Here is a 22,183-nt window from a genome sequence, read left to right as displayed (position 1 = left end):
CAGACATCCGGCGGAGCATCACCAACGTAGCAGTCATTGATTCAACGTGGCTACTGTCAGAAATAACAGGTGGGGGACGATTTTTCGCTACTTCGCGCGGATTGGCCGCGATTCAGAGGTGCACTTCCACCGCCAACGGCAAATGGTCGGAAAGGTGCGTCCACGGCTTGTGCCCGAGTATTTTCGGCTCATGGCTACTGGCGTTGCGCAGGTAGACACGATCGAGGCGCAACAGGGGAAACCGCGCGGGGTAGGTTTTGGCCGGACGACCAAGGTGGCGTTCGAAAGCTTCGTGCAAATCATCGCGGCGGACCAGGGCGGCATTGCCTTGCATCTGCCAGTCGTTGAAGTCACCGGCAATGATTACCGGCGCCTGCTCAGGCAGGGACTCAAGGAGCTGACAGAGCAACTGCAATTGCAACTGACGATGGCTTTCCAGCAGGCTGAGGTGCACGCAGATGGCATGGACTTCGCTATGCCCCGGCACGTCCAGCACGCAGTGCAGCAAGCCGCGACGTTCCGGGCCGGTAATGGAAACATCCAGGTTTCGGTACTCGCGGATCGGGTACTTCGACAGCAGGGCGTTGCCATGATGACCGTCGGGGTAGACGGCGTTGCGCCCATAGGCGAAGTCGCTCCACATGCTGTCGGCAAGGAATTCATATTGCGAGGTTTGCGGCCAGTCGTTGTAGCGAGAGGAGTGGCGGTCGTGCTCGCCGACGACCTCTTGCAGGAACACCAGGTCTGCCGACGTACTGCGCACCGCTTCACGCAACTCGGGGAGGATGAAGCGCCGGTTGAGTGCGGTAAAACCCTTGTGGGTGTTGACCGTCAGCACACGAAGCCGATGAATCGCCGCAGGCGTGTTCAATGGCATTGATTCGGCTTCCTGGCGTTTTGAATGACTGGCCACATGCACTCCACTGATTCAGGGCTGCTTATGTATGCGACTGATGCGCCAGCAGGCAGTTCAGTCTGATGGGCTGCACTTTCAAACCAGCACGATTTCATAAGACAAACGGATACGCTCCAGCAGCGTGCGGGGCAGCAATGGCGCAAGGCCGATGGCCGGTTCGCCGTCGAGTTGGCTGGCATAGGCGTGGATGGCGTGGCTCTTGCGGGCGATGGTCCAGGTATCGAGGCGCACCTTGCGTGCACGATGCCAGGGGATCAGCTCCCGGTCCCGTGCCGGCCAGTGCCAGGCCCAGAGCGGTATGTCGTTATAGGTTGCCCCTGCGCTGGCCGCCGCCCGGGCGCTGGCGCGACCAACAGTGTCGTGGTCGGCGTTGCCGTCCTCGCGCCAGGTGCTGAACACCACATCGCCGGGGCGCAGGTAACGCGTGATGAATCGGGTGATCTGTTCTTCGTGTTCCACCAGGGCGTTGTCGGTAAACCCGCCCCGTATCCACTTCAGGCTGTGCATCGGCAATCCGAGTCGGCGTATGGCTTCGACGCTTTCCTGGGGACGGAATACGCTGAGGCGTTTTTCCGACCACTGCACAGAGCCCGGATGGCTGGCGCTGCCGTCGGTGATCGAGATCAGTTGCAGTGGGTGGCCCAGGTTGCTGAGCAATTGCAGCAGGCCGCCGCAAGTCACGACTTCATCGCCGGGGTGGGGGGCAATGAGCACTGCGCGTGCGCCAGTGGGTACCAGGGATTGGGGGCTGATGACCGGAATGCTGTCCAGTTGCGGGGCACTGTTCCAGATCTGTGCTGGCAGGCTGGTTTCACTGACGGAAACGGATTTCATGGGCATTACGTCCTTGTTCTGCTTCGCCTTCAGTCGTGCGCGATCCAGGCCCGGCAGACCCGTGAGGGCTCGTTGATAACAATGTGCGCCAAGCCAAACCCTGGATTGCCGCGCATCGAGTATTACTCATGTAACGCTATTCGTCGCATCGCGAACCTGACCAATATTATTTTTCCGCTCTACGGCAGTGGCGCCGTGAATTCCCGAACCTCGTCGCTACTCTTCATCTTCATGCTGTAACTCGAACAACAGCAACGAGCGGCCGGTGATCGAGTACTCGTGGCCAAACTCGAAGCGCTCCTGGCCGCGGATCGACGGCTGGTTGGTGTCGATCATGCATGTCCAGAAACCACCGTCGGGCACTTCCGGCAGTCGGAAATTGACGATGTCGTGATGCGCGTTGACCACCAGCATCAACGTCGCGTCGGCGCCTTTGCGGCGAATGCCGGTTTCCTGGGCGCGACCATCGAGCAGCATGCCCAGGCATCGATTGTGCGCGTCGTGCCAATGCTCGGTGCTCATTTCCTTACCGTCCGGCGCCAGCCAGGTCACGTCCTTGACGCCGATGTCCTCGTTGTAATTACCCACCAGAAAACGTCCACGGCGCAGGATCGGGTACGTCAGGCGCAACTTGATCAGGCGTTTGACGAACTTGAGCAGGGTCTTGCCGTCTTCGCTGAGATCCCAGTTGACCCAGCCGATCTCGCTGTCCTGGCAGTACGCATTGTTGTTGCCGTCCTGGGTGCGGGCGAACTCGTCGCCAGCCACCAGCATCGGCGTGCCCTGGGCCAGCAGCAGGGTGGCGAAGAAATTGCGCATCTGCCGATGGCGCAGCGCATTGATCTCGGGGTCGTCAGTGGGGCCTTCGACGCCGTGGTTCCAGGACAGGTTGTTGTTGCTGCCGTCCTGATTGTTTTCGTCGTTGGCTTCGTTGTGCTTTTCGTTGTACGACACCAGGTCATTGAGGGTAAAGCCGTCATGGGCGGTGACGAAGTTCACCGACGAGTAGGGACGGCGGCCACGTTGATTGAACATTTCGCCCGAAGCGGTCAGGCGGCTGGCAAAGTCCGCCAGTTGCCCGTCGTCGCCTTTCCAGAAGGCGCGCACGGTGTCGCGGAACTTGTCGTTCCACTCGACCCAGCCCGGCGGGAAATTGCCGACCTGATAACCGCCGGGGCCACAGTCCCAAGGCTCGGCGATCAGTTTGACCTGGCGCAGTACCGGGTCCTGGCGGCAGGCGACGAGGAAACTGTGGCGCTCATCGAAACCGTCGTGATAGCGCCCGAGGATGGTTGCCAGGTCGAAACGAAAACCGTCCACGTGCATTTCCGTGGCCCAGTAGCGCAGGGAGTCGGTGACCATTTGCAGCACGCACGGGTGGCTCAGGTCCAGGGTGTTGCCGGTGCCGGAATCGTTGATATAGAAACGCTTGTCATCCGGCTTCAGGCGGTAGTAGGACGCATTGTCGATGCCGCGCATGGACAGGGTCGGGCCTTGTTCGTTGCCCTCGGCGGTGTGGTTGTAGACCACGTCGAGGATCACCTCCAGATTGGCTTCGTGCAGGTGAGCGACCATTTCCTTGAATTCGGCAATCTTGCCGCTGGCCAGGTAACGTGGGTCGGGGGCGAAGAACGCGATGCTGTTGTAGCCCCAATAATTGGTCATGCCCTTGTGCAACAAATGCTGGTCATTGACAAACGCGTGGATCGGCAGCAACTCCACGGTCGACACGCCGAGCTTGCGGATGTGCTCCATCACGTCATCGACCATCAACCCGGCAAACGTCCCGCGCACGTTTTCGGGAACCGAGGGATGACGCATGGTGAAGCCGCGCACATGGGTTTCGTAAATGATCGTCTTGTCCCACGGCACGCTGACACGGTGGTCGTGGCCCCAGGTGTGCGCGGGGTCGATGACCTTGCATTTGGGCACGAAGGGCGCGCTGTCCCGTTCATCGAAGCTGAGGTCGGCGTCGCGGTGGCCAATGGTGTAGCCGAACAGTGCTTCGGACCATTTGAGCTTGCCCACCAGTTGTTTGGCGTAGGGGTCGATCAGCAGTTTGTTGGGGTTGAAGCGGTGGCCGTTGGCCGGGTCGTACGGACCGTACACGCGATATCCGTAGATCAGCCCCGGATGAGCGTCGGGCAAGTAGCCGTGATAGATCTCGTCGGTGTATTCGGGCAGTTCGATGCGTTCGAGCTCCACCTCGCCGGTGTCGTCGAACAGGCACAGTTCAACCTTGGTGGCGTGGGCGGAAAACAGGGCGAAGTTGACTCCCAGGCCATCCCAGGTGGCACCCAGCGGGAAGGGCAGCCCTTCACGGATTCGTGTGGTTTCGGCACGAGGGGCTGGCGCGGCGGCTTTCTTCGGACTGGTCATGAATGCTCCTGGGTACAAAAAAAACTCGCTGGATCAGCACTGCATCCTGTGGGAGCGGGCTTGCTCGCGAAAGCGGCGTGTCAGACAACACAAATGTTGAATGCCAGACCGCATTCGCGAGCAAGCCCGCTCCCACAGGTATGTTTTGGGCCTGATCAGACCGCCGGTGGTTTTCGCGGCGCCCGGGGCTTTTTCTCGACGGCCTTTTCTCCCGGCGGGATCACTTTTGAAGCCGCCGCCGGTTTGGCTTTGGTTTTCGGCACGGCGGTCTTGCCGTTGAGTGTCTTGTCGGTGGTGAGTTTGCCGTCGCCGGTTTTCTTCGGCGCGGCTTTGCTGGCGGCGACCTTCGGTGATTTGCTTGGGGCCAGGGCTTCGGCTTCTGCCAGCTTGCGCGCCATCTCCCAGTGGCGGGCTTCCTGACCTTCGGGTTTTCCTTCGGATTCCCAGATCTGATAAGCGAATTCGCGGATGCGTTTTTCGTCGGTACTCATTGCAATGCTCCTTAACTGAACTCAAGTGCGGGTAGTTTGAATAATGAGATTGACCGGGAAATCCCCCAGCGCGGCGCTGACCAGCAGCTCCCTGTGTTTTGTGACTGTGATGCCGGAAAAAAGTCCCTTCAGATGTTCGTCAGGGCCGGTGAACGGCAATTTGATCCGGGTATCGCCCCACAGCGGCGCGTGGACCTGTGGTTCGGCACCGTTTTCCAGCAGTTCGGCACAGCGTATCGGCACAATCACGATGGCGCGTTTTCCCTCCCGTTCACGGATAAAGCCCAGCACTCGATGGGCCTCGCCGCCCACCACTTCCAGGGCCTGGTAAGTGCCACGCCGGAACAGCTCGGCATGCTCGGCCCGCAGGCCCAGGGTGCGTGCAATCAAGGCCTGCTTGATGCGCCCGTCACGCCAGTTCGCCAGCAGATCAGGCAGATCCTGAGGTTGCTGCATCGCCTGCTGGCGACGGGTGTAATCCACCGCTCGACGGTTGTCCGGATCGACCAGGCTGAAGTCCCAGAAATCGTTGCCCTGATAAAGGTCCGGCACGCCGGGCACTGTCATGCGCAGCAAGGTTTGCGCCAAACCGTTGAGCGCTCCGGGGATGGCAATCGATCGGACGGCTTTGCCGAGGGCAGCACGCAACAGTTCGCCTTCGGGGCTGAGCAGCAAGCGTTGGATGAAGTCCTCGGTCGCTTGCTCGTAAGCGTCATTGGGTGCGCTCCAGCTGCTTTGCAGTTTGGCTTCGCGCAGGGCCTTGCGTTGCCACTGCCAGAGGCGTTTTGCGTAGGCCTCGAGAGCCGGTCGATGATCGATATCGAGGTCCAGCGGCCAACTGCCAAGGATCGCTTGATACAGGATCAATTCATCGCCCGCTGACGGCACTTGATCGTCATTGCGCAATGGCCGGGCGAGGGTGCGCCACAGACCGATCTGCCCGGCGTACCAGTGGCTGCGTTCGCTCAATACCGCCAGCCGCGCGCGTGAATCTTCGCCACGCTTGTGGTCGTGGGTGGCGCTGGCCAGCAGATTGTCCGGGAAGGTGTCGAGACGCTGGATGCAGGCCTGGTGAAAGTCGGCAACCGGCGCACTGAACTGTTCGGTGCCAAACCCCACGTCATTGCGCGAGAGCAGGACTGCCGAACGATAGAACGCGGTGTCTTCCACCGCTTTCGCCGCAGCTGGCGAAGTCAGTTGCTGGAAACGAACGCAGGCGTGCTTGAGGCGCTTGCGCTGACGACCGGCCGGACGTAGCCGCCAGGGCTCACCGCCGAGCCAACCGGCCAGGCAGTCGAGCACTGGCCAGTCTGCTTCGCCCAGGGTTTGACGGGCGCCGTCCATGGCCTGCTGGAAAAACACCTCGTCCCGGGCTGACCGGCCGAGGGGGCTGATGTAGGTGCGGTACACCGGGAAATGCACGATCAGCGCCTGCAAGGCCCGGCGAATGGCGCCGAGGGTCAGGTCGCGGGTCATGAGATTGTCCCGGGCCACTTGCAGCAGGGCCTGGGCGACGCTTTCGAAATCCCCGGCCAGGGAACTGCTGAGGATTTGCTGGCGGGCCAGCTGTGCTTCCACGGAGAAATCGGCGGGCCGCTGGCTGTGACGATGCCAGAGATCGGCCAGTGGCTGCGCGCCCCGTGGATCATGTTGCAGGAGTGACAACTGGTTCATGAATTCGTAGCCGGTGGTGCCATCCACTGACCAGTCGCGATGCAGGGTTTCGCCTTCGCCGAGGATCTTTTCGACATGGATGGGCAGGTGACGGCCCGGAGACAGGCGGTCGACCCGGCGACGCAGTTTTCGGCAGTAGCCCCGCGGGTCGGCGAGGCCGTCGATGTGGTCGATGCGCAATCCGTCGATCAGCCCTTCAGCCACCAACTGGAAGATCTTCGCGTGGGTGGCTTCGAACACGGCTGGACGCTCGACACGCAGACCACCAAGTTCATTGATATCAAAGAAGCGCCGCCAGTTGATGTCATCGGCCGCCGTGCGCCAGCTGGCAAGGCGATAGTTCTGGCGTTCCAGCAGGCTGTGCAGGCGCTGGAAGCCTTCGCCGGTCACTGAGTCGTAGTTTTTAAGGTGTTGCTCGATGGCCTGGGCAATGGCCGGATCGCTGACCAGGTCGCGCAATTCTGCTTTCAGCGGGATGGCCAGGCTGTGGGCGTCGCTCTGGTAGCTCAGGGTGCTGAAGCGATCGGCCAGGGATTTGAGTTGTTCGGCCTGTTGCGTATCGAGCGGTGCATCGGTCTTGAGCAGTTCGCCGTAATCGCAGGGGCAAACGGGAAAGCGGTGTTCATAGTGCTCGACATGGAAAGTGCCGTGCCAGGCATCGAATCGCAAGGGCAGGGTGCCTTCCTGCAACGCGACACCGTAGTCGCTGCCCAGAAACGGCAGGAGCAACTGGCCTTCCATCAACGGATCGGAAGAGTGCCACTGAATATCGAAAAACTCGCCGTAGGGGCTCAGGCGCCCCCACTCCAACAAATCCAGCCACCAGGGATTATCACTGCCGCCGACCGCCATGTGGTTGGAGACCACATCGAGGATCAAGCCCATGTTCTGCCCGTGCAAGGCACTGACCAGGCTGCGCAGCGCCGCCTCGCCGCCCAGTTCCGGATTGACCCTGGTCGGGTCCACCACGTCATAGCCATGCATTGACCCGGCACGGGCGCGCAACAGCGGGGAGGCGTAGACATGGCTGATGCCGAGGCGGGCGAAATACGGCACCAGTGGCACTGCATCTTCCAGGGTGAAGCCTTTATGAAATTGCAGGCGCAAGGTGGCGCGCAGCGGTCGGGTCGGCACTTGAGTCATCGATCACGCTCGGCCGCCTGAAGTCGCGCACAGGCGAGCAGTTCCAGGCGCCGCGCGGCATCCGCCCCATCGAGCAAGGCTTCGCTGTATCCGGGCAAGCGCCGCGACCAGTTCGGGTGCGTGTCGATGGTGCCCGGCAGGTTGGCCTGTTGTTCGACGCCAAGGGCATCTTCCAGCGGCAGCAGTACCAACGGCGCCCGGGTATGGCCGAGAAAGCGCACGCTGGCATCGAGCACCTGGTCGGTTTCGTGGGACTCTTCGCGGAAGTTCTGCGGGTCCTGGCTCAACGCCCGGCGCAGGCCCTCGCGCTCGCGCTCGCGGTGCTGGCGCCATTCGATTTCACCGCTGGCATCGACCATGCCGAGCCGGGCGTTCCAGTCGATGTCCCGGCCATGCCACCAGCCGTTGAGGGTGGGCAGGTCATGGGTGCTGGTGGTCGCCAGGGCATTGTCCGGCCAGTCGAGGATTGGCTTGAAGTGAGTGTTGTCCTGCTCGAACAGCAATACCCGCATGCCGAGCATCGAGCGGGCGACGAGTTTTTCCCGCAGGCCGTCCGGCACGGTGCCGAGGTCTTCGCCGAGGACGATGGCCTGGTGACGATGGGATTCGAGGGTCAACAGACGCAGCAGGTCGTCCACCGGGTAGTACAGGTAAGCGCCGTCGGCCGGTGGCGAGCCGTTGGGGATCACCCACAAACGCTGCAGCCCCATGACGTGATCGATACGCAAGCCACCGCAATGGGCGAAATTGGCCCGCAGCATTTCGATGAAGGCACGGAAACCATTGCGTACCAGGCCTTCAGGGGAAAATGCGGAAATTCCCCAACCCTGGCCACTGCGGTTGAGAATGTCCGGTGGCGCACCAACGGTCAGGGCGGCGAGCAGCTCGTCCTGACGGCTCCAGGCCTGGCTGCCGCCACCATCGGCACCGACGGCCAGATCGGCGATCAGGCCGATACTCATGCCACTGGCGCGGGCGGTGGCTTGCGCGCGCTCCAGACAGCGAGCGATCAGCCACTGACAGAAAGCAAAGAAACCGATGCGCACGGCATTGTCTTCGGCAAATGCCGCCAGTTCGGCGCTGCGCGGGTTGCGCCAGGGTTCAGGCCACAGCCGCCAGTCGAGGTGTTCACCGCGGGCGGCACGAGCCTCCTGGATGGCTTCGAAGCGGCAATGGTTTTCCAGCGCTTCGCCGGCAGCGTGACGAAAACTGCTGAAGTCTTCATGCAACGGGTGTTCACCCTGGACGAAGCCTTCATACAGTGCCTGCAGCAATCGATACTTGGCTTCGGCAGCGGCCGGCCAGTCAATCAGCGGGCGTTCTTCCAGCGCTTTGAGTTCAATGGCCAGCCCGGTTGCATCGATGGCGGTACGCAGGGCGCGTTCGCCGAGAATGGTGCCGGGGGCGCAGTAAAGGCTGTTGAGAAACAAACGGCTGGACGGCGAATACGGGCTGTAGCGTTGCGTGTCACTGGAAAACATCGCATGCAACGGGCTGATCGCCAAAGCCTCGGCGCCCCGTTCACCGGCGACCCGGGCGAGGTCCTCCAGCGCCTGGGTGTCACCAAACCCGCCATCGCCGGGGCGGCGCAATCCATACAATTGCACGCTCAGGCCCCAGGCACGCGGGATCGGGTTATCCACGGCATCGGCCACGCTGTAACAACGGGCGGGGGCCACCGCCAGAGTGAAAGTTTGTCCGTCGATGCTGACCTGTTGATAGCCGACCGGTACCAGCCCCGGCAGCACCGAATTTGCGTCCAGCTTCAGGTTGAGCCGCGAACCGTCCTCGAGGTGGATTTCGCAAGGGGTTTGAGGCTCGAAGTAACGCGCCAGGTCCAGGCCGCCCCCCTCATCGGCAGTCATCAATGGCGGCAAGCGGTGTGTTTGTTGCACCGCCTGTAACTCCAGCAGGCTGGCGTCGATTTCCTGGGCACTGCCAGCCGGGTGGCCCAGGCCGGTCAGCACGTTGCGCAACACTGAAGGCGCGACTTTTTGCGGGCGGCCGTTGGCGTCGATCCAGTCGACCGCGAGGCCGGCACGGCTGGCCAGAATTTCCAGTTGCGCATCACTCATGGACGCTCTCCATACGGGGTAGCAAAGGGGACTGCTGTGGCGGCAAGGCTGACGAGCGCGCAATACGGAGCAAGGGTGCCGTGGTCCAGCAGGCCGGCGCTCTCTGGCGGGTATTCGAACAACCACATGGCACCGCTGTGTGTGGTGTGGTCTACGGGTTTGTCGCTGAGGTTCAGGTCTATGCGCAGTTGGCTGCCATCGCCCAAACGCCAGGATGCACTCACCGCACCATCGCCCAGCACGTCGGTGCCCAGGGCCTGGGCGCCCGGCAGGCGCGGGATGATGAGTCGATGGCGGATCTGCAGCAGTCGGCAATACAGGTCGTGCATCTCTGAATGACCGGTCGATGGCAGGACCGGGCGGGATGCTGCAAACGTCTGCGGATCATTCGGGTCCGGAATGTGTTCGCGTTGACGAGGGTCGGCAAACGCGCTGAACGCGGCGAACTCGTTACGTCGGCCCTCGCGGACCTGCTTTGCCAATTCGCCATGATGGCTGGTGAAAAACAGGAAGGGTTGTTCGACGGCGAACTCGTCACCCATGAACAGCAGCGGAATCATCGGCGACAACAGCAGCAACACCGTCGCCGCCCGCAGCGCTTGCGGGTGGGCGAGTTGATGCAGGCGCTCGCCGAAGGCCCGATTGCCGATCTGGTCATGGTTCTGCAGGAACAGGATGAACGCACCGGGCGGCAAATGCCCGCTGGGTTCACCGCGTGCAACACCATGGCGGTTGAGATCGCCCTGGAACACGAAGCCTTCGCTCAGGCAGCGCGCCAGTTGTTCGGTGGGGTTTTGTGCGTAGTCGGCGTAATAGGCGTCGGTTTCGCCGGTCAACAACACATGCAGGGCGTTGTGGCCGTCGTCATTCCATTGTGCGTCGTAACCGTATTCCAGCAGGCTGGCCTGGTTGTGTTCGTTCTCGACCATCAGCCAGACATGCCGCGCCGCCCCCGTCTGCTGGCGCACCCGTTGCGCCAGTTCCTCAAGGAAATCCGGGTCTTCGATGGCGTGTACCGCGTCCAGGCGCAAACCGTCGAAACGGTATTCCAGGAGCCACATCAAGGCGTTTTCGATGAAGAAGTCCCGTACTTCGCGACGGCGCAAGTCGATGGCTGCGCCCCACGGCGTGTGTTTGTCTTCGCGAAAAAACCCCTTGGCATAACGATGCAGGTAATTGCCGTCCGGGCCGAAGTGGTTGTAGACCACGTCGAGGATCACCGCCAGGCCGTGGCCATGGGCGGTGTCGATCAAGTGCTTGAGCTGCTCGGGTGAGCCGTATGAAGCCTGGGGCGCGTAGGGCAGGACGCCGTCATAACCCCAATTGCGCTCACCGGGAAACTGCGCGATAGGCATCAGTTCGATCGCGGTGACGCCCAGTTCCACCAGGCGTGCCAGATGCTGCTCGACGGCACTGAAGCCGCCGAGCGCACCGACATGCAATTCGTAGATCACCGCTTCGTTCCACGGTCGTCCCAGCCAGGTACTGTGTTGCCACGCATAGGCCAGCGGATCGACCACCACGCTGTATCGGTCAATATCGCCGGCCTGGGCGCGTGAGGCCGGGTCGGGCACCTCCAGCTCGCCATCGATGCTGTAGCGGTAACGCGTGCCCGCCGGGCATCGGGTGTTGCTCACGAACCAGCCGTCGGCCTGGGGCAGTAACGGCAAGGACTGTCCATTTTCCAGTTCGACACTGACGTAAAACGCATCTGGCGCCCACAACGCGAATCGCGTGTGCTCTGCGTCCAGCATGATTGCGCCGTGGGGCCAGGTCTCAAGGGTCCGTAACGGCATCTTGCAAGCCTCTACTGTTTGTTCGATTTCCCCAACGCTTTCGCCACAAGCTGCTCGTAGAGCTCGGCGTAGGGTTCGACCGCCTTGCACCAGTTGAACGGTGCAGCCATGGCCCGGCAGCGCATGGCGTGCAGCAGGTCGGGGAAGGCAAACACCTTGAACGCGCGGCTCAGGGCTTCCTGGTAGCTCTGCACCGTGGATTCATCGAACAGGAACCCGGTCACGCCGTTTTCGATGGTGTCGGCCAGGCCGCCGGTATTGCGTGCCACCGGCAACGAGCCGAAGCGCTGGGCGTACATCTGGCTCAAGCCGCATGGCTCGTAACGCGAAGGCATCAGCAGGAAGTCGCTGCCGGCGAACATGCGCCGGGCATCGGTTTCGTTAAAGCCAATGCGCACGCCGATCTGCCCGGGGAAGCGCAGGGCCAGTTCGCGCATCGACTGTTCTTCTTCCGGCTCGCCACGGCCGATGATCGCGATCTGGCCACCGGATTTGACGATGTATTCGGAGACCGCTTCGGTCAGGTCCAGGCCTTTCTGGTAGACCAGGCGTGAAACCACTGCAAACAGCGGCCCTTCGGAGTCTTGCAGGCCGAACAGCTCGCGGACATGGGCGGCGTTCACCGCCTTGCCATCCCAGTCGCCGATGCTGAACGGGCAGAACAGGTGCGGATCAGTCGCCGCATCCCAGCTTTCATCAATGCCGTTGGGTATCCCGCTGAGCAGGCCTTGCTGGGTCTTGGCGGCGAGGAAACCGTCGAGACCGCAGCCGAAATCCGGGGTGGTGATTTCCTGGGCGTAGGTCGCACTGACGGTGGTGATGTGGCTCGAATAGGCCATGCCGGCCTTGAGGAACGACATCTTGCCGTAGAACTCCATGCCTTCCTGTTGCAGCGCGTGATGGGGAATACCCAGTTCGGGGCACGAGCCCAGGCTGGTCACGCCTTGATACGCCAGGTTGTGAATGGTGAACAGCGTCGGCGTACGCTGCCCACGCCAGTGCATGTAGGCCGGGGCCAGGCCCGCGGGCCAGTCGTGGGCGTGCACCAGGTCCGGGCACCAGTGGATTTGTGCGAGGTTGGCGGCAATGTCGGCGGCCGCCAGGCCCAGGCGGGCGAAACGGATATGGTTGTCCGGCCAGTCGCGGCCGTTGTTGGCGCCGTAGGGCGAACCTTCGCGCTCGTAGAGTTCGGGGCAGATCAACACGTAAATGACCAGACCATCGGGCATGTCCATGCGCCCGATCTTGCACGGTGGCAGCGCAGCATGCCCGCCAAGCTCACCGATGATATGAATGGGGTTCTCGCTGTGCAGCACCTGCGGGTAACCCGGGATCAACACCCGCACATCGTGCAGGTGGGCCATGGCCCGTGGCAGCGCCGCAGATACGTCGCCCAGGCCACCGGTTTTCACCAGGTCGGCAATTTCCGAGGTGACAAACAACACTTTTTTACGGTTCGGATTCTGGTTGGCCGCCGGGGTCAGCATCCTGGTGCCAGGAACGCTGACGGGTTGGGTGTTTGCGGCAGTTACGGCGATCGAATCGCCGACCTGATGAGCACGCTCTCCCTGTATTTCCAAAGCCGTACTGATCATATGAATCTCCCGTGTTGTTGATCTAATTCTTAGGTCTGGCAAACGGTGTTTCATGGCCAATTCCGCTGGCCGGGCGCAATCGCGCTACGCATCAGTGAGCAAGCGCTGCCCGATGCGTCGAAGCAAAAGGGGTGAATGAGCCGTTGCAAGGATTGCACCAGTCGCAACGCACCTTCTTGTCAGAGGACCGATCGGGATTGGAAAAAGTTTCGACTTTTTTTCCACTTTGTGACCGACCGGTTTCGTCTCAAGAAAATGAGTCTAGGCCAGAACTTAGAGCGGTAAAGGGCAGATGGCAAAATTGTTCGACAATCGGTTTGTAGCGGTACGGACGTGCCTGATCGAGGTGCAGGTGCCCCGACGAAGTGCATGTTTTTTTGCGTTTTGGCTGCAAAAAGTCACCGGGCAGTCACATAAATGTGCGAGGTGATCGGGCGGCTATGCACTGTTTTGGTGCGTGCGGTGAGTCCCGCATTTGGCTGAACCGCTGCCTTACTGCCGGTCGCGATGCCTTGTTATAGTTCGGGCCTCATTTTTGCCCGCAAAAGGATCACTGGCATGTCTCGGTACACTGCGTTCAACGTCGAACTGGTCGATAAAATCGCCCATGTGCAGATCAACCGCCCGGAGAAGATCAACTCGATGAACGCTGCGTTCTGGAGCGAGATCGTCGAGATTTTCCAGTGGATCGACGAAACCGATGAAGTGCGCGTGGTGGTCCTCAGCGGGGCAGGCAAGCATTTCTCCTCGGGTATCGACCTGATGATGCTGGCCGGCGTGGCCAATGAACTGGGCAAGGACGTCGGGCGCAATGCGCGCCTGTTGCGACGCAAGATTCTCACCCTGCAAGCGTCGTTCAATGCGGTCGATAACTGCCGCAAACCGGTGCTCGCGGCCATACAGGGTTACTGCCTGGGTGGCGCCATCGACCTGATTGCCGCGTGCGACATGCGTTATGCCGCCACAGACGCACAGTTTTCAATCAAGGAAATCGACATCGGCATGGCCGCCGACGTCGGCACATTGCAACGCTTGCCGCGAATCATCGGTGACGGCATGCTGCGTGAACTGGCTTACACTGGTCGCACCTTTGGTGCCGATGAAGCACGGGACATGGGCCTGGTCAATCGCGTCTACAGCGACAACGCCAGCCTGCTTGACGGCGTCATGGGCATCGCCCGCGAAATCGCCGGAAAGTCGCCGATCGCCGTCACCGGTACCAAAGAGATGATCAGTTACATGCGTGACCATCGCATCGATGACGGCCTCGAATACATCGCTACCTGGAACGCCGCCATGCTGCAATCCACCGATCTGCGCGTGGCCATGGCCGCCCATATGAGCAAACAGAAACCCGAATTTCTGGATTGATTAACCATGATTCCTCGCTGGACCACGGCAGTACTGGACACCGATCAACCTGGCGGCTGGGCCGTTGCGCGCAGCCCCGAAGGCTTTCTGTTCGATGACAACGGCGCGTTGTTTCCCCGCGAATGGCTCAAGCGTCAGGATCTGTCGATTCTTGCCGAGCATGGCATCGGTCATCTCGATGGCGAGCCTGTCTATCTGCTGGAGCTGCGCAGTCACAGCGAGGTGCCGGGTTGCAACTGGAAAGGCCTGCGGGCGTTCATGCTGGAAGGCGATCACACGGTCTACAAGGTGCTCGGTTACGCCGCACAGATCGGCACTTGGGCCCGCGAGCACCGTTTTTGCGGCAATTGCGGGCAGGCGACCCATCAGGTGGTGCGTGAACGGGCTATGTACTGCGAGCCGTGTGACTTGCGCTATTACCCGCGCATTTCACCGAGCATGATCGTGCTGGTGACCCGCGGCGACGAGATTCTGCTGGGACGTTCGCCGCGTTTTGTGCCGGGTGTCTACAGCACCCTGGCCGGGTTTGCCGAGCCGGGCGAATCGGCCGAGGACTGCCTGATTCGCGAGGTTCGCGAAGAGGTGAGCATCGAGGTCAGGAACATCCAGTACATGGGCAGCCAGTGCTGGCCGTTCCCGCACTCGATGATGCTCGGCTTTCATGCCGAATACGCCGGTGGCGAGATCGTCTGTCAGGAAGACGAGATCGAGGATGCCCAGTGGTTCAACGTGCACGAGCTGCCGCCGTTGCCGGCGTCACGCTCGATTGCCCGTTACCTGATCGACCTCTATGTGGCGCGGCGTTTAGGCCACGCTGAACCAGTGCTGCCAGGCTAGACGCACGGTCAGGCCCAGCACCACGGTGATGAACACCGGGCGAATGAATTTCGCGCCGCCGCTGATGGCGGTGCGGGCGCCGAAGAACGCGCCGACCATCAGCGACGAGCCCATGCACAGGCCGATGATCCAGTCCACCTGACCGGAAAAGATGAAGATCGACAGCGCCGCCGCGTTGCTGACGAAATTCATGCTGCGCGCCACTCCGCTGGCCTTCACCAGGTCGATGGGGTACAGCAGCAGGCTGCTCACGGTCCAGAACGCGCCCGTGCCGGGACCGGCCACGCCGTCATAGAAGCCGAGGCTGAAGCCTTGGGTCGATTGCCACGTTTTCTTGATCGGTGCGTCGCTGTCCGTTGGCGCTTTCGGCGTGCCGCCAAACAATAGATAGACCCCGCAAGCGAAGACGATCACTGGCAGCATCTTGTTCAACCATTCTGCCGGCAGATAATGCGCGACCACGGCACCGGTCAGTGCGCCGACCAGGGTACCGACGATGGCGTGCACCCATTGCGCGGGGTGGAACAGCTTGCGGCGGTAGAAGGTGAAACTGGCAATCGCCGAACCGAAGGTCGAACTGAGTTTGTTGGTGCCCAGCACCAGATGCGGCGGCAGGCCGGCGGTCAACAGGGCCGGGGTGGTCAACAGACCACCGCCACCGGCGATGGCGTCGATGAAACCGGCAACAAAAGCGACAAGGGCCAGGATGGCCAGGGTGGAGAGGTCAACGCTGAGTTCGAAAGGCATGGGATCGGCTTATTCGGCGGGTGCAGAAAGAGGCTGCAGGGAAGGGCAGCATCTTAACCACCTGCACAACACAAAACCATTGTGGGAGCGGGCTTGCTCGCGAAGAGGAAGTCAGATCCAGCATAAATGTTGGCTGACGCACCGCTTTCGCGAGCAAGTCGGATCGCCGCACCGCCGCTCCCACAATTGATATCGGTGAATCTACAGGCCCAGGTCCGACAGGCTCGGGTGATCGTCAGGACGGCGCCCCAGCGGCCAGTGGAACTTGCGCTCGCTTTCCTTGATCGGCATGTCGTTGATGCAGGCGAAGCGGCGGGCCATCAGGCCGTCCTCGTTGAACTCCCAGTTTTCGTTGCCGTAGGAACGGAACCAGTTGCCCGAGTCGTCGTGCCATTCATAGGCATAACGCACGGCGATGCGGTTGCCGGTAAAGGCCCAGAGTTCCTTGATCAGTCGATAATCCAGTTCCTTGGCCCATTTGCGGGTCAGGAAGCCCTTGGCTTCTTCGCGGTTGTAGGCGAACTCGGCACGATTGCGCCATTGGGTGTCCAGGGTGTAGGCCAGGGACACGCGCTCCGGGTCGCGGGAGTTCCAGCCATCTTCAGCCAGGCGAACTTTTTCAATGGCCGATTCACGGGTGAAAGGGGGTAATGGCGGACGAACTTCGGCATTGGACATTTCAAGTCTCCGTATCAAGTTAAAGTTCAAACACAATGTCGAGCTTGATTAAGTTGCTACAGGCCCAATAACTTTCGCGCCATGCATTGCGCATTATCGGCGGCACTGTGATCACCCATTACAAGCGCCACGGTAATGGCACCGTCGATCAGGATCAGCAGCTGTCTGGCCAGCATCTGCGGATCCTCGGCACCATATTCGGTACACAGCTCGCACACGTAGTCGAGCAGCTTCTGTTTATGTTCTTTGGCGACCAGGCGCACCGGGTCTTGCGGGTCGCCGGTTTCGCCGCTGGTGTTGATGAAGGCGCAGCCGCGGAAGCCTTCGCAGGCGAACCACGACTTGAGTACGGTAAACAGGTTGAGCAGTCGCTCGGCCGGGGTTTCGGCCTGGCCGACTTCCTCGCGGTACCAGTGCATCCAGCGCTGGTCGCGGCGTTGCAGGGCGGCCACAACCAGTTCGTCCTTGTTGGCGAAGTAGCGATAAATGCTTTTTCTGGAGACGCCGGCGGTTTTCACCAGAAGATCCATGCCAGTGGCGGCTATGCCACTTTTGTAGATCAACTTTTCGGTGACATCCAGAATGATGTCGCGTGTGTCAGTGCTAGTGATTTCGTTCATGTGGCTAACAGTAGAACGATCGTTCTCCTTGGTCAATTAATATTTTTGCAGTGCCTGATAAATGGCCTTCGCTGGCAAGCCAGCTCCTACAGGGGGAATGCGGTCAATCCGTAGGAGCTGGCTTGCCAGCGATGGCGTCATTACAGACAGTAACAAGACCCGAACCCATCGATGGTGTAAGCTCTCGGGTTCTTCGGATTCGACCCTTTGCGAGCCCTATGCCGTTGCTTTTCAAACGCTCCCTGCTGCCCAAACTGCGCAGTTTCCCGCTGACGGCCGATGCCGTCGGCATCCTCAGTGGCGCTGCCGAATTCCGTCGTTGCCTGCTGGAGAAAATCGCCAGCGCGACCCGGCGCATTTACATCGTTGCGCTGTACCTGCAACAGGATGAAGCCGGCCAGGAAATCCTCGATGCCTTGCACGCGGCCAAACTGGCGCGTCCGGAACTGGACGTGGTGGTGGTCGTCGACTGGCTGCGCGCCCAGCGCGGCCTGATCGGTGCCGGCAAGCAACCGGGCAACTCCGCCTGGTATCAGGAAATGACCCGCACCCGTGAAAGTGTCGTGCCGATCTACGGCGTCCCGGTACAAACCCGCGAACTGTTTGGTGTGCTGCACCTCAAAGGCTTCGTGATCGATGACTGTGTGATCTACAGCGGCGCGAGCCTGAACAACGTCTATCTGCACAAGTTCGACAAGTACCGCTACGACCGCTATCACCTGCTGCACAATCGCGACCTGGCCGATTCGATGCAGCACCTGGTGCAGCACGGCCTTGTGGCCTCAAAAGCGGTGCACCGCCTCGACCTGCCGAACCTGCCGACCACCCGCAGCCTGCGCAATGACATCGGTGACCTGCGCAGCCGTCTCAAGCACGCGGCGTACGACACCACGCGGGGCACCACCGACAGGGCAGGCTTGTCAGTCAGCCCGTTGCTTGGCGTCGGCAAGAACAATCCGCTGAACCGGGTGATCTGTGAGCTGATCGCCAGCGCCCGGCAGCAACTGACCATTTGTACTCCGTACTTCAACCTGCCGCTGGCGATCATCCGCGAGATCAACCGTGCGCTGGCCCGTGGGGTGAAGATCGACATTGTGGTCGGCGACAAGACTGCCAACGACTTCTACATTCCGCCGAGCGAACCGTTCCGGGTCATTTCGGCGTTGCCGTACCTGTACGAAATCAGCTTGCGCCGGTTTGCCAAGCGCCATCAGCGCAACATCGACAGCGGTCAGTTGAACCTGCACCTGTGGCGTGATGGCGACAACTCCTATCACCTCAAGGGCATGTGGATCGATCAGCGCTATACCTTGCTGACTGGCAACAACCTCAACCCGCGGGCGTTTCGACTCGACCTGGAAAACGCCTTGTTGATCGATGATCCCCATGGCGAACTGCTGGAGCCGCGTCGCAACGAGCTGACAGAGATCTTCCAGCACACCCGTCGAATCGAGCATTTCCAGAACCTGGAAACCCTCGCCGAGTACCCGATGGGCGTTGCCAAGTTCCTCAAGCGCGTGAGTCGCGTGCGGATCGAGCGCTTGCTTTACCGTATCCTCTGAGGCCTGAAAAAGCTTCGCTGGCAAGCCAGCTCCTACAGGTCAATCGCATTTTTCCTGTAGGAGCTGGCTTGCCAGCGAAGGGGCCCGCTCAGACGCTGAAAACTAGTTCAAACCCAGTTTCCCACGCAGCGTCGACAGATCTTCAGCCAGGGTGTTGACCGGGCCCACGAGCGCCTTGCGGTCGGCGTCCTTCACTTTGTCGTAGGTCTCGAAACCACCGTCACCGGTCTTGTACTTGGCCAGGATCTTGTCCACGGTGGCGAAGTTCTTGTCGACCTTGGCCACGAACGCTGCATCCTGTTTTTCGATCTGCGGACGGAACAGGTCGACGATTTTCTTCGCGCCGTCGATGTTGCCCTGGAAGTCATACAGGTCAGTGTGGCTGTAGCGATCTTCTTCACCGGAGATCTTGGTTGCCGCGACTTCTTCGAGCAGCGCAGCAGCACCGCCCACGACTTTCTCGGGCGGGAAGGTCAGGCCGGCCACGCGGGTCTGCAGGTCTTTCACGTCTTTGTTCAAGCCGTCAGCCAGTTCGCCCAGGTCATTGCTGCTCTTTTCCGAGAACAGCGAGTATTCGAGGCGGTGGAAGCCGGTGAAGTCTTCGGCCTTCACGCCTTTTTCGTGATCGTCGACGCGGGAGTCGATGGACGCATCCAGATCACTGAACAGCTCGGCAATCGGCTCGATCGACTCGTAGTAGACGCGAGTCGGCGCGTAGAGTTTTTTCGCGGTGGCCAGGTCGCCTTTTTTCACGGCGTCAGTGAATTGTTGGGTGTGGCTGGCCAGTTCATCCAGTTGCCCGGTCACGTAGATCTTGTAGTCCGAGACCGGCCCCACCAGGTCCATCGGCGCTGTCGCTGCGAATGCCGAAAGCGAAGTGTTGAGCAAACCAAGGGTCAGCATTAACGCGAGGGGTGACTTCTTCATGGGGCTGTTCCGTGAGGGTTGTTGTGGTCAGGCGGTAGTTTTTGATGGATGAGCGGGTTGTGTCGCATCAAGCAGCGAGCGACCGATGAAATCCTGGTCGCCGATGACACCGGGCAAGGTGAAGAAATAGCCGCCGCCGACCGGCTTGAGATATTCCTCCAGTGGTTCGCCGTTGAGCCGGGTTTGCACGGTGATGAAGCCTTTTTCCAGGTCGGCCTGGTAGCAGATGAACAGCAGGCCCATGTCGAGTTGGCCGTTCTTGTTCACGCCGTTGGAGTAGTTGAACGGCCGGCGCAGGATCAGGTTGGCCCGGGTCGCGGCAGTGCGCGGGTTGGCCAGGCGAATGTGCGCGTCGAGCCGGGTCAGCTTGCCTTGCGGATCCTTGTTGTAGTCCGGCACCTCGGATTCGTGGGCACCGCCCATGGGTGCACCGGTGCTTTTGACCCGGCCGAGAATGCTTTCCTGTTCCTGCAACGGCGTGCGGTCCCAGCGTTCGACAAAGTTGCGGATGATGCGCACGGCCTGGTAGCTGCCGTTGGCTGCCCACGCTGGCTCATCGCTGCCGGGCTGCACCCAGACGATGCTGTCCATGGCCTTGGCGTCGTTGGAATCGGGGTTGGCCGAACCGTCGCGGAAACCGAGGAAATTGCGCGCGCTCTGTGCTGGCGCACCAGGTTTCGCCGGGGCCTGGGGCGGCACGCTGCCTTCCTGTTTCCAGCGTACCAGCAGCAAGTCCGGCAGGTTTTTCACGATGTCACGCAGCGCATGGATGTTGGTGTCGGTGGTGTTGGCGCAGAACTGGATACTCAAGTCACCATGGCAGCAATCAGGTTCCAGCGCGTCGTTGGGGAAGCCGACCATGCGTGTCAGCCGCTTGGGCTTGGCGTCGGCCAGGCCGAAGCGCTCATCGAACAGCGATTCGCCCACCGACACCGTAACGGTCAGGTTATCCGGGGTCACGACCGGCCCGAGGATGCCCGAGTCCAGAGGTGGCAGCTTCGGATCGACCTGGGTCACCGGGCCGCCCGTCATCAGGAACGCAATGCGCTGGTTCAGGGTGCGAAATAGCCGCTCAAGGTCTTCACGGTCGCTGGCCAACACATCGAAGGACACCAGCATGCCGGCCGCCGGGCGCGGCGTGACAATGCCGGTCTGGTGCTGGCCATGGAACTCGTGGCGGTCAGCGGTTTTGTCGCTGCTCGGCGCTTGCGTGACTTGCGCGGGGCTGGCGGCCATGGCCGGGCAACTGAGGGCCGAGCCGGCAAGGGCGACACCGGCGGCGCCCATGCCCATCAGTACACGGCGGCGCTGGAGGTTGAATTGCTCTGGATCGTTCATCGGTTTGCGTCTTCTGCTAACAGGCCGGAAAGGCCAAGGGCGGGATCGATTTCATTGAGTGCGGTGGCCAGTGCCCTGGCCTTGTCGGCGATCTGTTTGCGCTGCTCGGCGCTGACGCTGTCGTAACTGGCGTAACCGTCGCCCACCTTGAAACCATTGAGTTCGGCGTCGAAGGCGATGAGGGCGCTGTCGATTGTCGGCAGCAACCCGGCCGCGGATTTGCTCAGCAACGGACGCAACAGGTCGACGACTTTGCGCGTGGCGTCGAGGTTGGCGGCGAAGCCGTTCAGGTCGCCATGGCTGTAGCGTTCCTCTTCGCCGCTGCTGGCGCGTACATCGGCGATGCCGTTGAGATTGCGCACCATGATGCTCACCAGTTGCTCCGGCGGCAGTGACTGGGCCAGCAACTGTTGTTTGAGGGTGGTGACGTCCGTCAGTAGTCGCTGGGCAATCGGCGTCAGGTCCGCGAGGGTGCGTTGTTGGAACAGTGCGTATTCGATGCGGTGGAAACCCGTGAAGCCCGGGTCCTGCTCGCGTTTTTCGAAATAGTCGGCGCGGGCATTGATGGCGTTGTCCAGTTCCGCCAGGCGTTGAGCGGCAGGCGCGACACGCTGATACGCCGCGCGCGCCGGCCCATACAAGGCTTGCGCCTGGCTCAGGTCACCGGACAAGATGGCTTGCTGGAGGGCGGTGACGGCTTTGATCAGCGCGGTGCCCTGGCTGTTCAGGTACACGCGGTATTCCGAAAGCGGCCCGACAAAGGCGACCATCGACGGCCTGGCTTTGGCGGCCGCGTCGGAGGCCACTGTCGGCGTGACATGCAAGGTGCCACGCGGGTTGCTCAGCAGTCCGCAAGTGATGCTGTAGTCGCCGGGCAGCAGGTTGGCGTTGATGACCTGGCTCAAACCGGGTGCGATGTTTTCCCGTTCTTCGAGCACCAGCACGCCGTCGAGGATTTCCCATTCCACGGCGCGGTCGGAGCGGTTGACGATACGGAAGCTGGCGCGCCCGGCCGGGACGGTGAGGGCATTGGGTTCGCAGCTGTGCGGGTGGATGGTCACCACCACTTCATCGTGGTTTGCCTGACGCTTGGTCGCCGCCAGCTGCGCGGCGTAGTAGAACAGGCCGCCGGCGGCGATCATGACGATCACCGAGCCGGCCACCGCCCAGCGCAAGGCGCGGGGTGGGGAAGCCTGGGGG

General features: G+C 61.3%; 17 protein-coding genes. 3 read left to right on the top strand and 14 right to left on the bottom strand.

Translation table 11 applies throughout. The annotated features are described in order from the left end of the window. Positions 1 to 112: 112 nt before the first annotated feature. The 8 genes from ACCD00_RS10070 to glgA all read right to left on the bottom strand — a co-directional run bounded on the left by ACCD00_RS10070 (position 113) and on the right by glgA (position 12,903). Complete coding sequence (locus ACCD00_RS10070) at positions 113 to 877, bottom strand: endonuclease/exonuclease/phosphatase family protein (protein ID WP_052037668.1); 765 nt, start codon at positions 875 to 877, stop codon at positions 113 to 115. Positions 878 to 991: 114 nt separating this feature from the next. Continuing rightward, positions 992 to 1,750 (bottom strand): PIG-L deacetylase family protein, encoded by a 759-nt coding sequence (locus ACCD00_RS10065; protein ID WP_413424065.1) that lies wholly within the window; start codon positions 1,748 to 1,750, stop codon positions 992 to 994. 216 nt (positions 1,751 to 1,966) lie between these two features. Then, positions 1,967 to 4,129: a glycogen debranching protein GlgX gene (gene glgX, locus ACCD00_RS10060; protein ID WP_413424063.1), complete on the bottom strand. Its 2,163-nt coding sequence runs from the start codon at positions 4,127 to 4,129 to the stop codon at positions 1,967 to 1,969. Between the two features lie 155 nt (positions 4,130 to 4,284). After that, positions 4,285 to 4,620 carry a DUF2934 domain-containing protein gene (locus tag ACCD00_RS10055; RefSeq protein WP_413424061.1) on the bottom strand — a complete coding sequence of 112 codons (336 nt, stop codon included), beginning with the start codon at positions 4,618 to 4,620 and terminating at the stop codon, positions 4,285 to 4,287. A gap of 21 nt (positions 4,621 to 4,641) precedes the next feature. Beyond that, a complete protein-coding gene (locus ACCD00_RS10050) occupies positions 4,642 to 7,437 on the bottom strand; it encodes a malto-oligosyltrehalose synthase (RefSeq protein WP_413424059.1) in 2,796 nt (931 codons plus the stop codon). Continuing rightward, positions 7,434 to 9,512 (bottom strand): 4-alpha-glucanotransferase, encoded by a 2,079-nt coding sequence (malQ, locus tag ACCD00_RS10045; RefSeq protein ID WP_413424057.1) that lies wholly within the window; start codon positions 9,510 to 9,512, stop codon positions 7,434 to 7,436. The genes ACCD00_RS10050 and malQ overlap by 4 nt, the downstream gene beginning before the upstream one ends. Beyond that, positions 9,509 to 11,308 (bottom strand): malto-oligosyltrehalose trehalohydrolase, encoded by a 1,800-nt coding sequence (gene treZ / locus ACCD00_RS10040; protein ID WP_413424055.1) that lies wholly within the window; start codon positions 11,306 to 11,308, stop codon positions 9,509 to 9,511. Before treZ ends, malQ begins: the two co-directional genes overlap by 4 nt. Positions 11,309 to 11,319: 11 nt before the next feature. Beyond that, entirely contained in the window at positions 11,320 to 12,903 is a 1,584-nt protein-coding gene (gene glgA / locus ACCD00_RS10035; RefSeq protein WP_413424053.1) for a glycogen synthase GlgA, read from the bottom strand. 558 nt (positions 12,904 to 13,461) lie between these two features. Between glgA and ACCD00_RS10030 the strand changes: the two genes are divergently transcribed. Together ACCD00_RS10030 and nudC are read left to right on the top strand one after the other, a co-directional pair. Next, on the top strand, positions 13,462 to 14,274 hold the full coding sequence (locus ACCD00_RS10030; RefSeq protein WP_413424051.1) for a crotonase/enoyl-CoA hydratase family protein: 813 nt from the start codon (positions 13,462 to 13,464) through the stop codon (positions 14,272 to 14,274). A gap of 6 nt (positions 14,275 to 14,280) precedes the next feature. Then, a complete protein-coding gene (gene nudC, locus ACCD00_RS10025) occupies positions 14,281 to 15,111 on the top strand; it encodes an NAD(+) diphosphatase (RefSeq protein WP_413424049.1) in 831 nt (276 codons plus the stop codon). On the opposite strand, the gene ACCD00_RS10020 is transcribed toward nudC, so the two are convergent. The 3 genes from ACCD00_RS10020 to ACCD00_RS10010 all read right to left on the bottom strand — a co-directional run bounded on the left by ACCD00_RS10020 (position 15,079) and on the right by ACCD00_RS10010 (position 17,156). Continuing rightward, entirely contained in the window at positions 15,079 to 15,858 is a 780-nt protein-coding gene (locus ACCD00_RS10020) for a TSUP family transporter (protein ID WP_007974280.1), read from the bottom strand. The two genes, nudC and ACCD00_RS10020, sit on opposite strands and share 33 nt — an antisense overlap. Before the next feature lie 201 nt (positions 15,859 to 16,059). Then, on the bottom strand, positions 16,060 to 16,536 hold the full coding sequence (locus ACCD00_RS10015) for a DUF1348 family protein (protein WP_413424047.1): 477 nt from the start codon (positions 16,534 to 16,536) through the stop codon (positions 16,060 to 16,062). A gap of 56 nt (positions 16,537 to 16,592) precedes the next feature. Beyond that, complete coding sequence (locus ACCD00_RS10010; protein ID WP_413424044.1) at positions 16,593 to 17,156, bottom strand: TetR/AcrR family transcriptional regulator; 564 nt, start codon at positions 17,154 to 17,156, stop codon at positions 16,593 to 16,595. 218 nt (positions 17,157 to 17,374) lie between these two features. Between ACCD00_RS10010 and pssA the strand changes: the two genes are divergently transcribed. After that, the gene (pssA, locus tag ACCD00_RS10005; RefSeq protein ID WP_413424042.1) at positions 17,375 to 18,718 is read left to right on the top strand and encodes a CDP-diacylglycerol--serine O-phosphatidyltransferase; all 1,344 of its coding nucleotides are present in this window, start codon (positions 17,375 to 17,377) and stop codon (positions 18,716 to 18,718) included. 102 nt (positions 18,719 to 18,820) lie between these two features. Here the strand turns inward: pssA and efeO (ACCD00_RS10000) are convergent, their stop codons facing one another. From efeO (ACCD00_RS10000) to efeO (ACCD00_RS09990), 3 genes are all read right to left on the bottom strand, one after another. Next, positions 18,821 to 19,645, bottom strand: a complete 825-nt coding sequence (gene efeO / locus ACCD00_RS10000; RefSeq protein ID WP_413424040.1) for an iron uptake system protein EfeO — start codon at positions 19,643 to 19,645, stop codon at positions 18,821 to 18,823. Positions 19,646 to 19,672: 27 nt separating this feature from the next. Then, a complete protein-coding gene (efeB, locus tag ACCD00_RS09995; protein ID WP_413424038.1) occupies positions 19,673 to 20,983 on the bottom strand; it encodes an iron uptake transporter deferrochelatase/peroxidase subunit in 1,311 nt (436 codons plus the stop codon). Continuing rightward, positions 20,980 to 22,183: iron uptake system protein EfeO (gene efeO, locus ACCD00_RS09990; RefSeq protein ID WP_413424036.1), on the bottom strand; the 1,204-nt coding region annotated here is incomplete at its 5' end. The genes efeB and efeO (ACCD00_RS09990), both read right to left, overlap by 4 nt.

Source organism: Pseudomonas sp. Pseusp3, assembly GCF_047304225.1.
Classification (GTDB): Bacteria; Pseudomonadota; Gammaproteobacteria; order Pseudomonadales; family Pseudomonadaceae; genus Aquipseudomonas; species Aquipseudomonas fluorescens_CD.
This window is presented reverse-complemented; position numbering and strand designations above follow the sequence as displayed.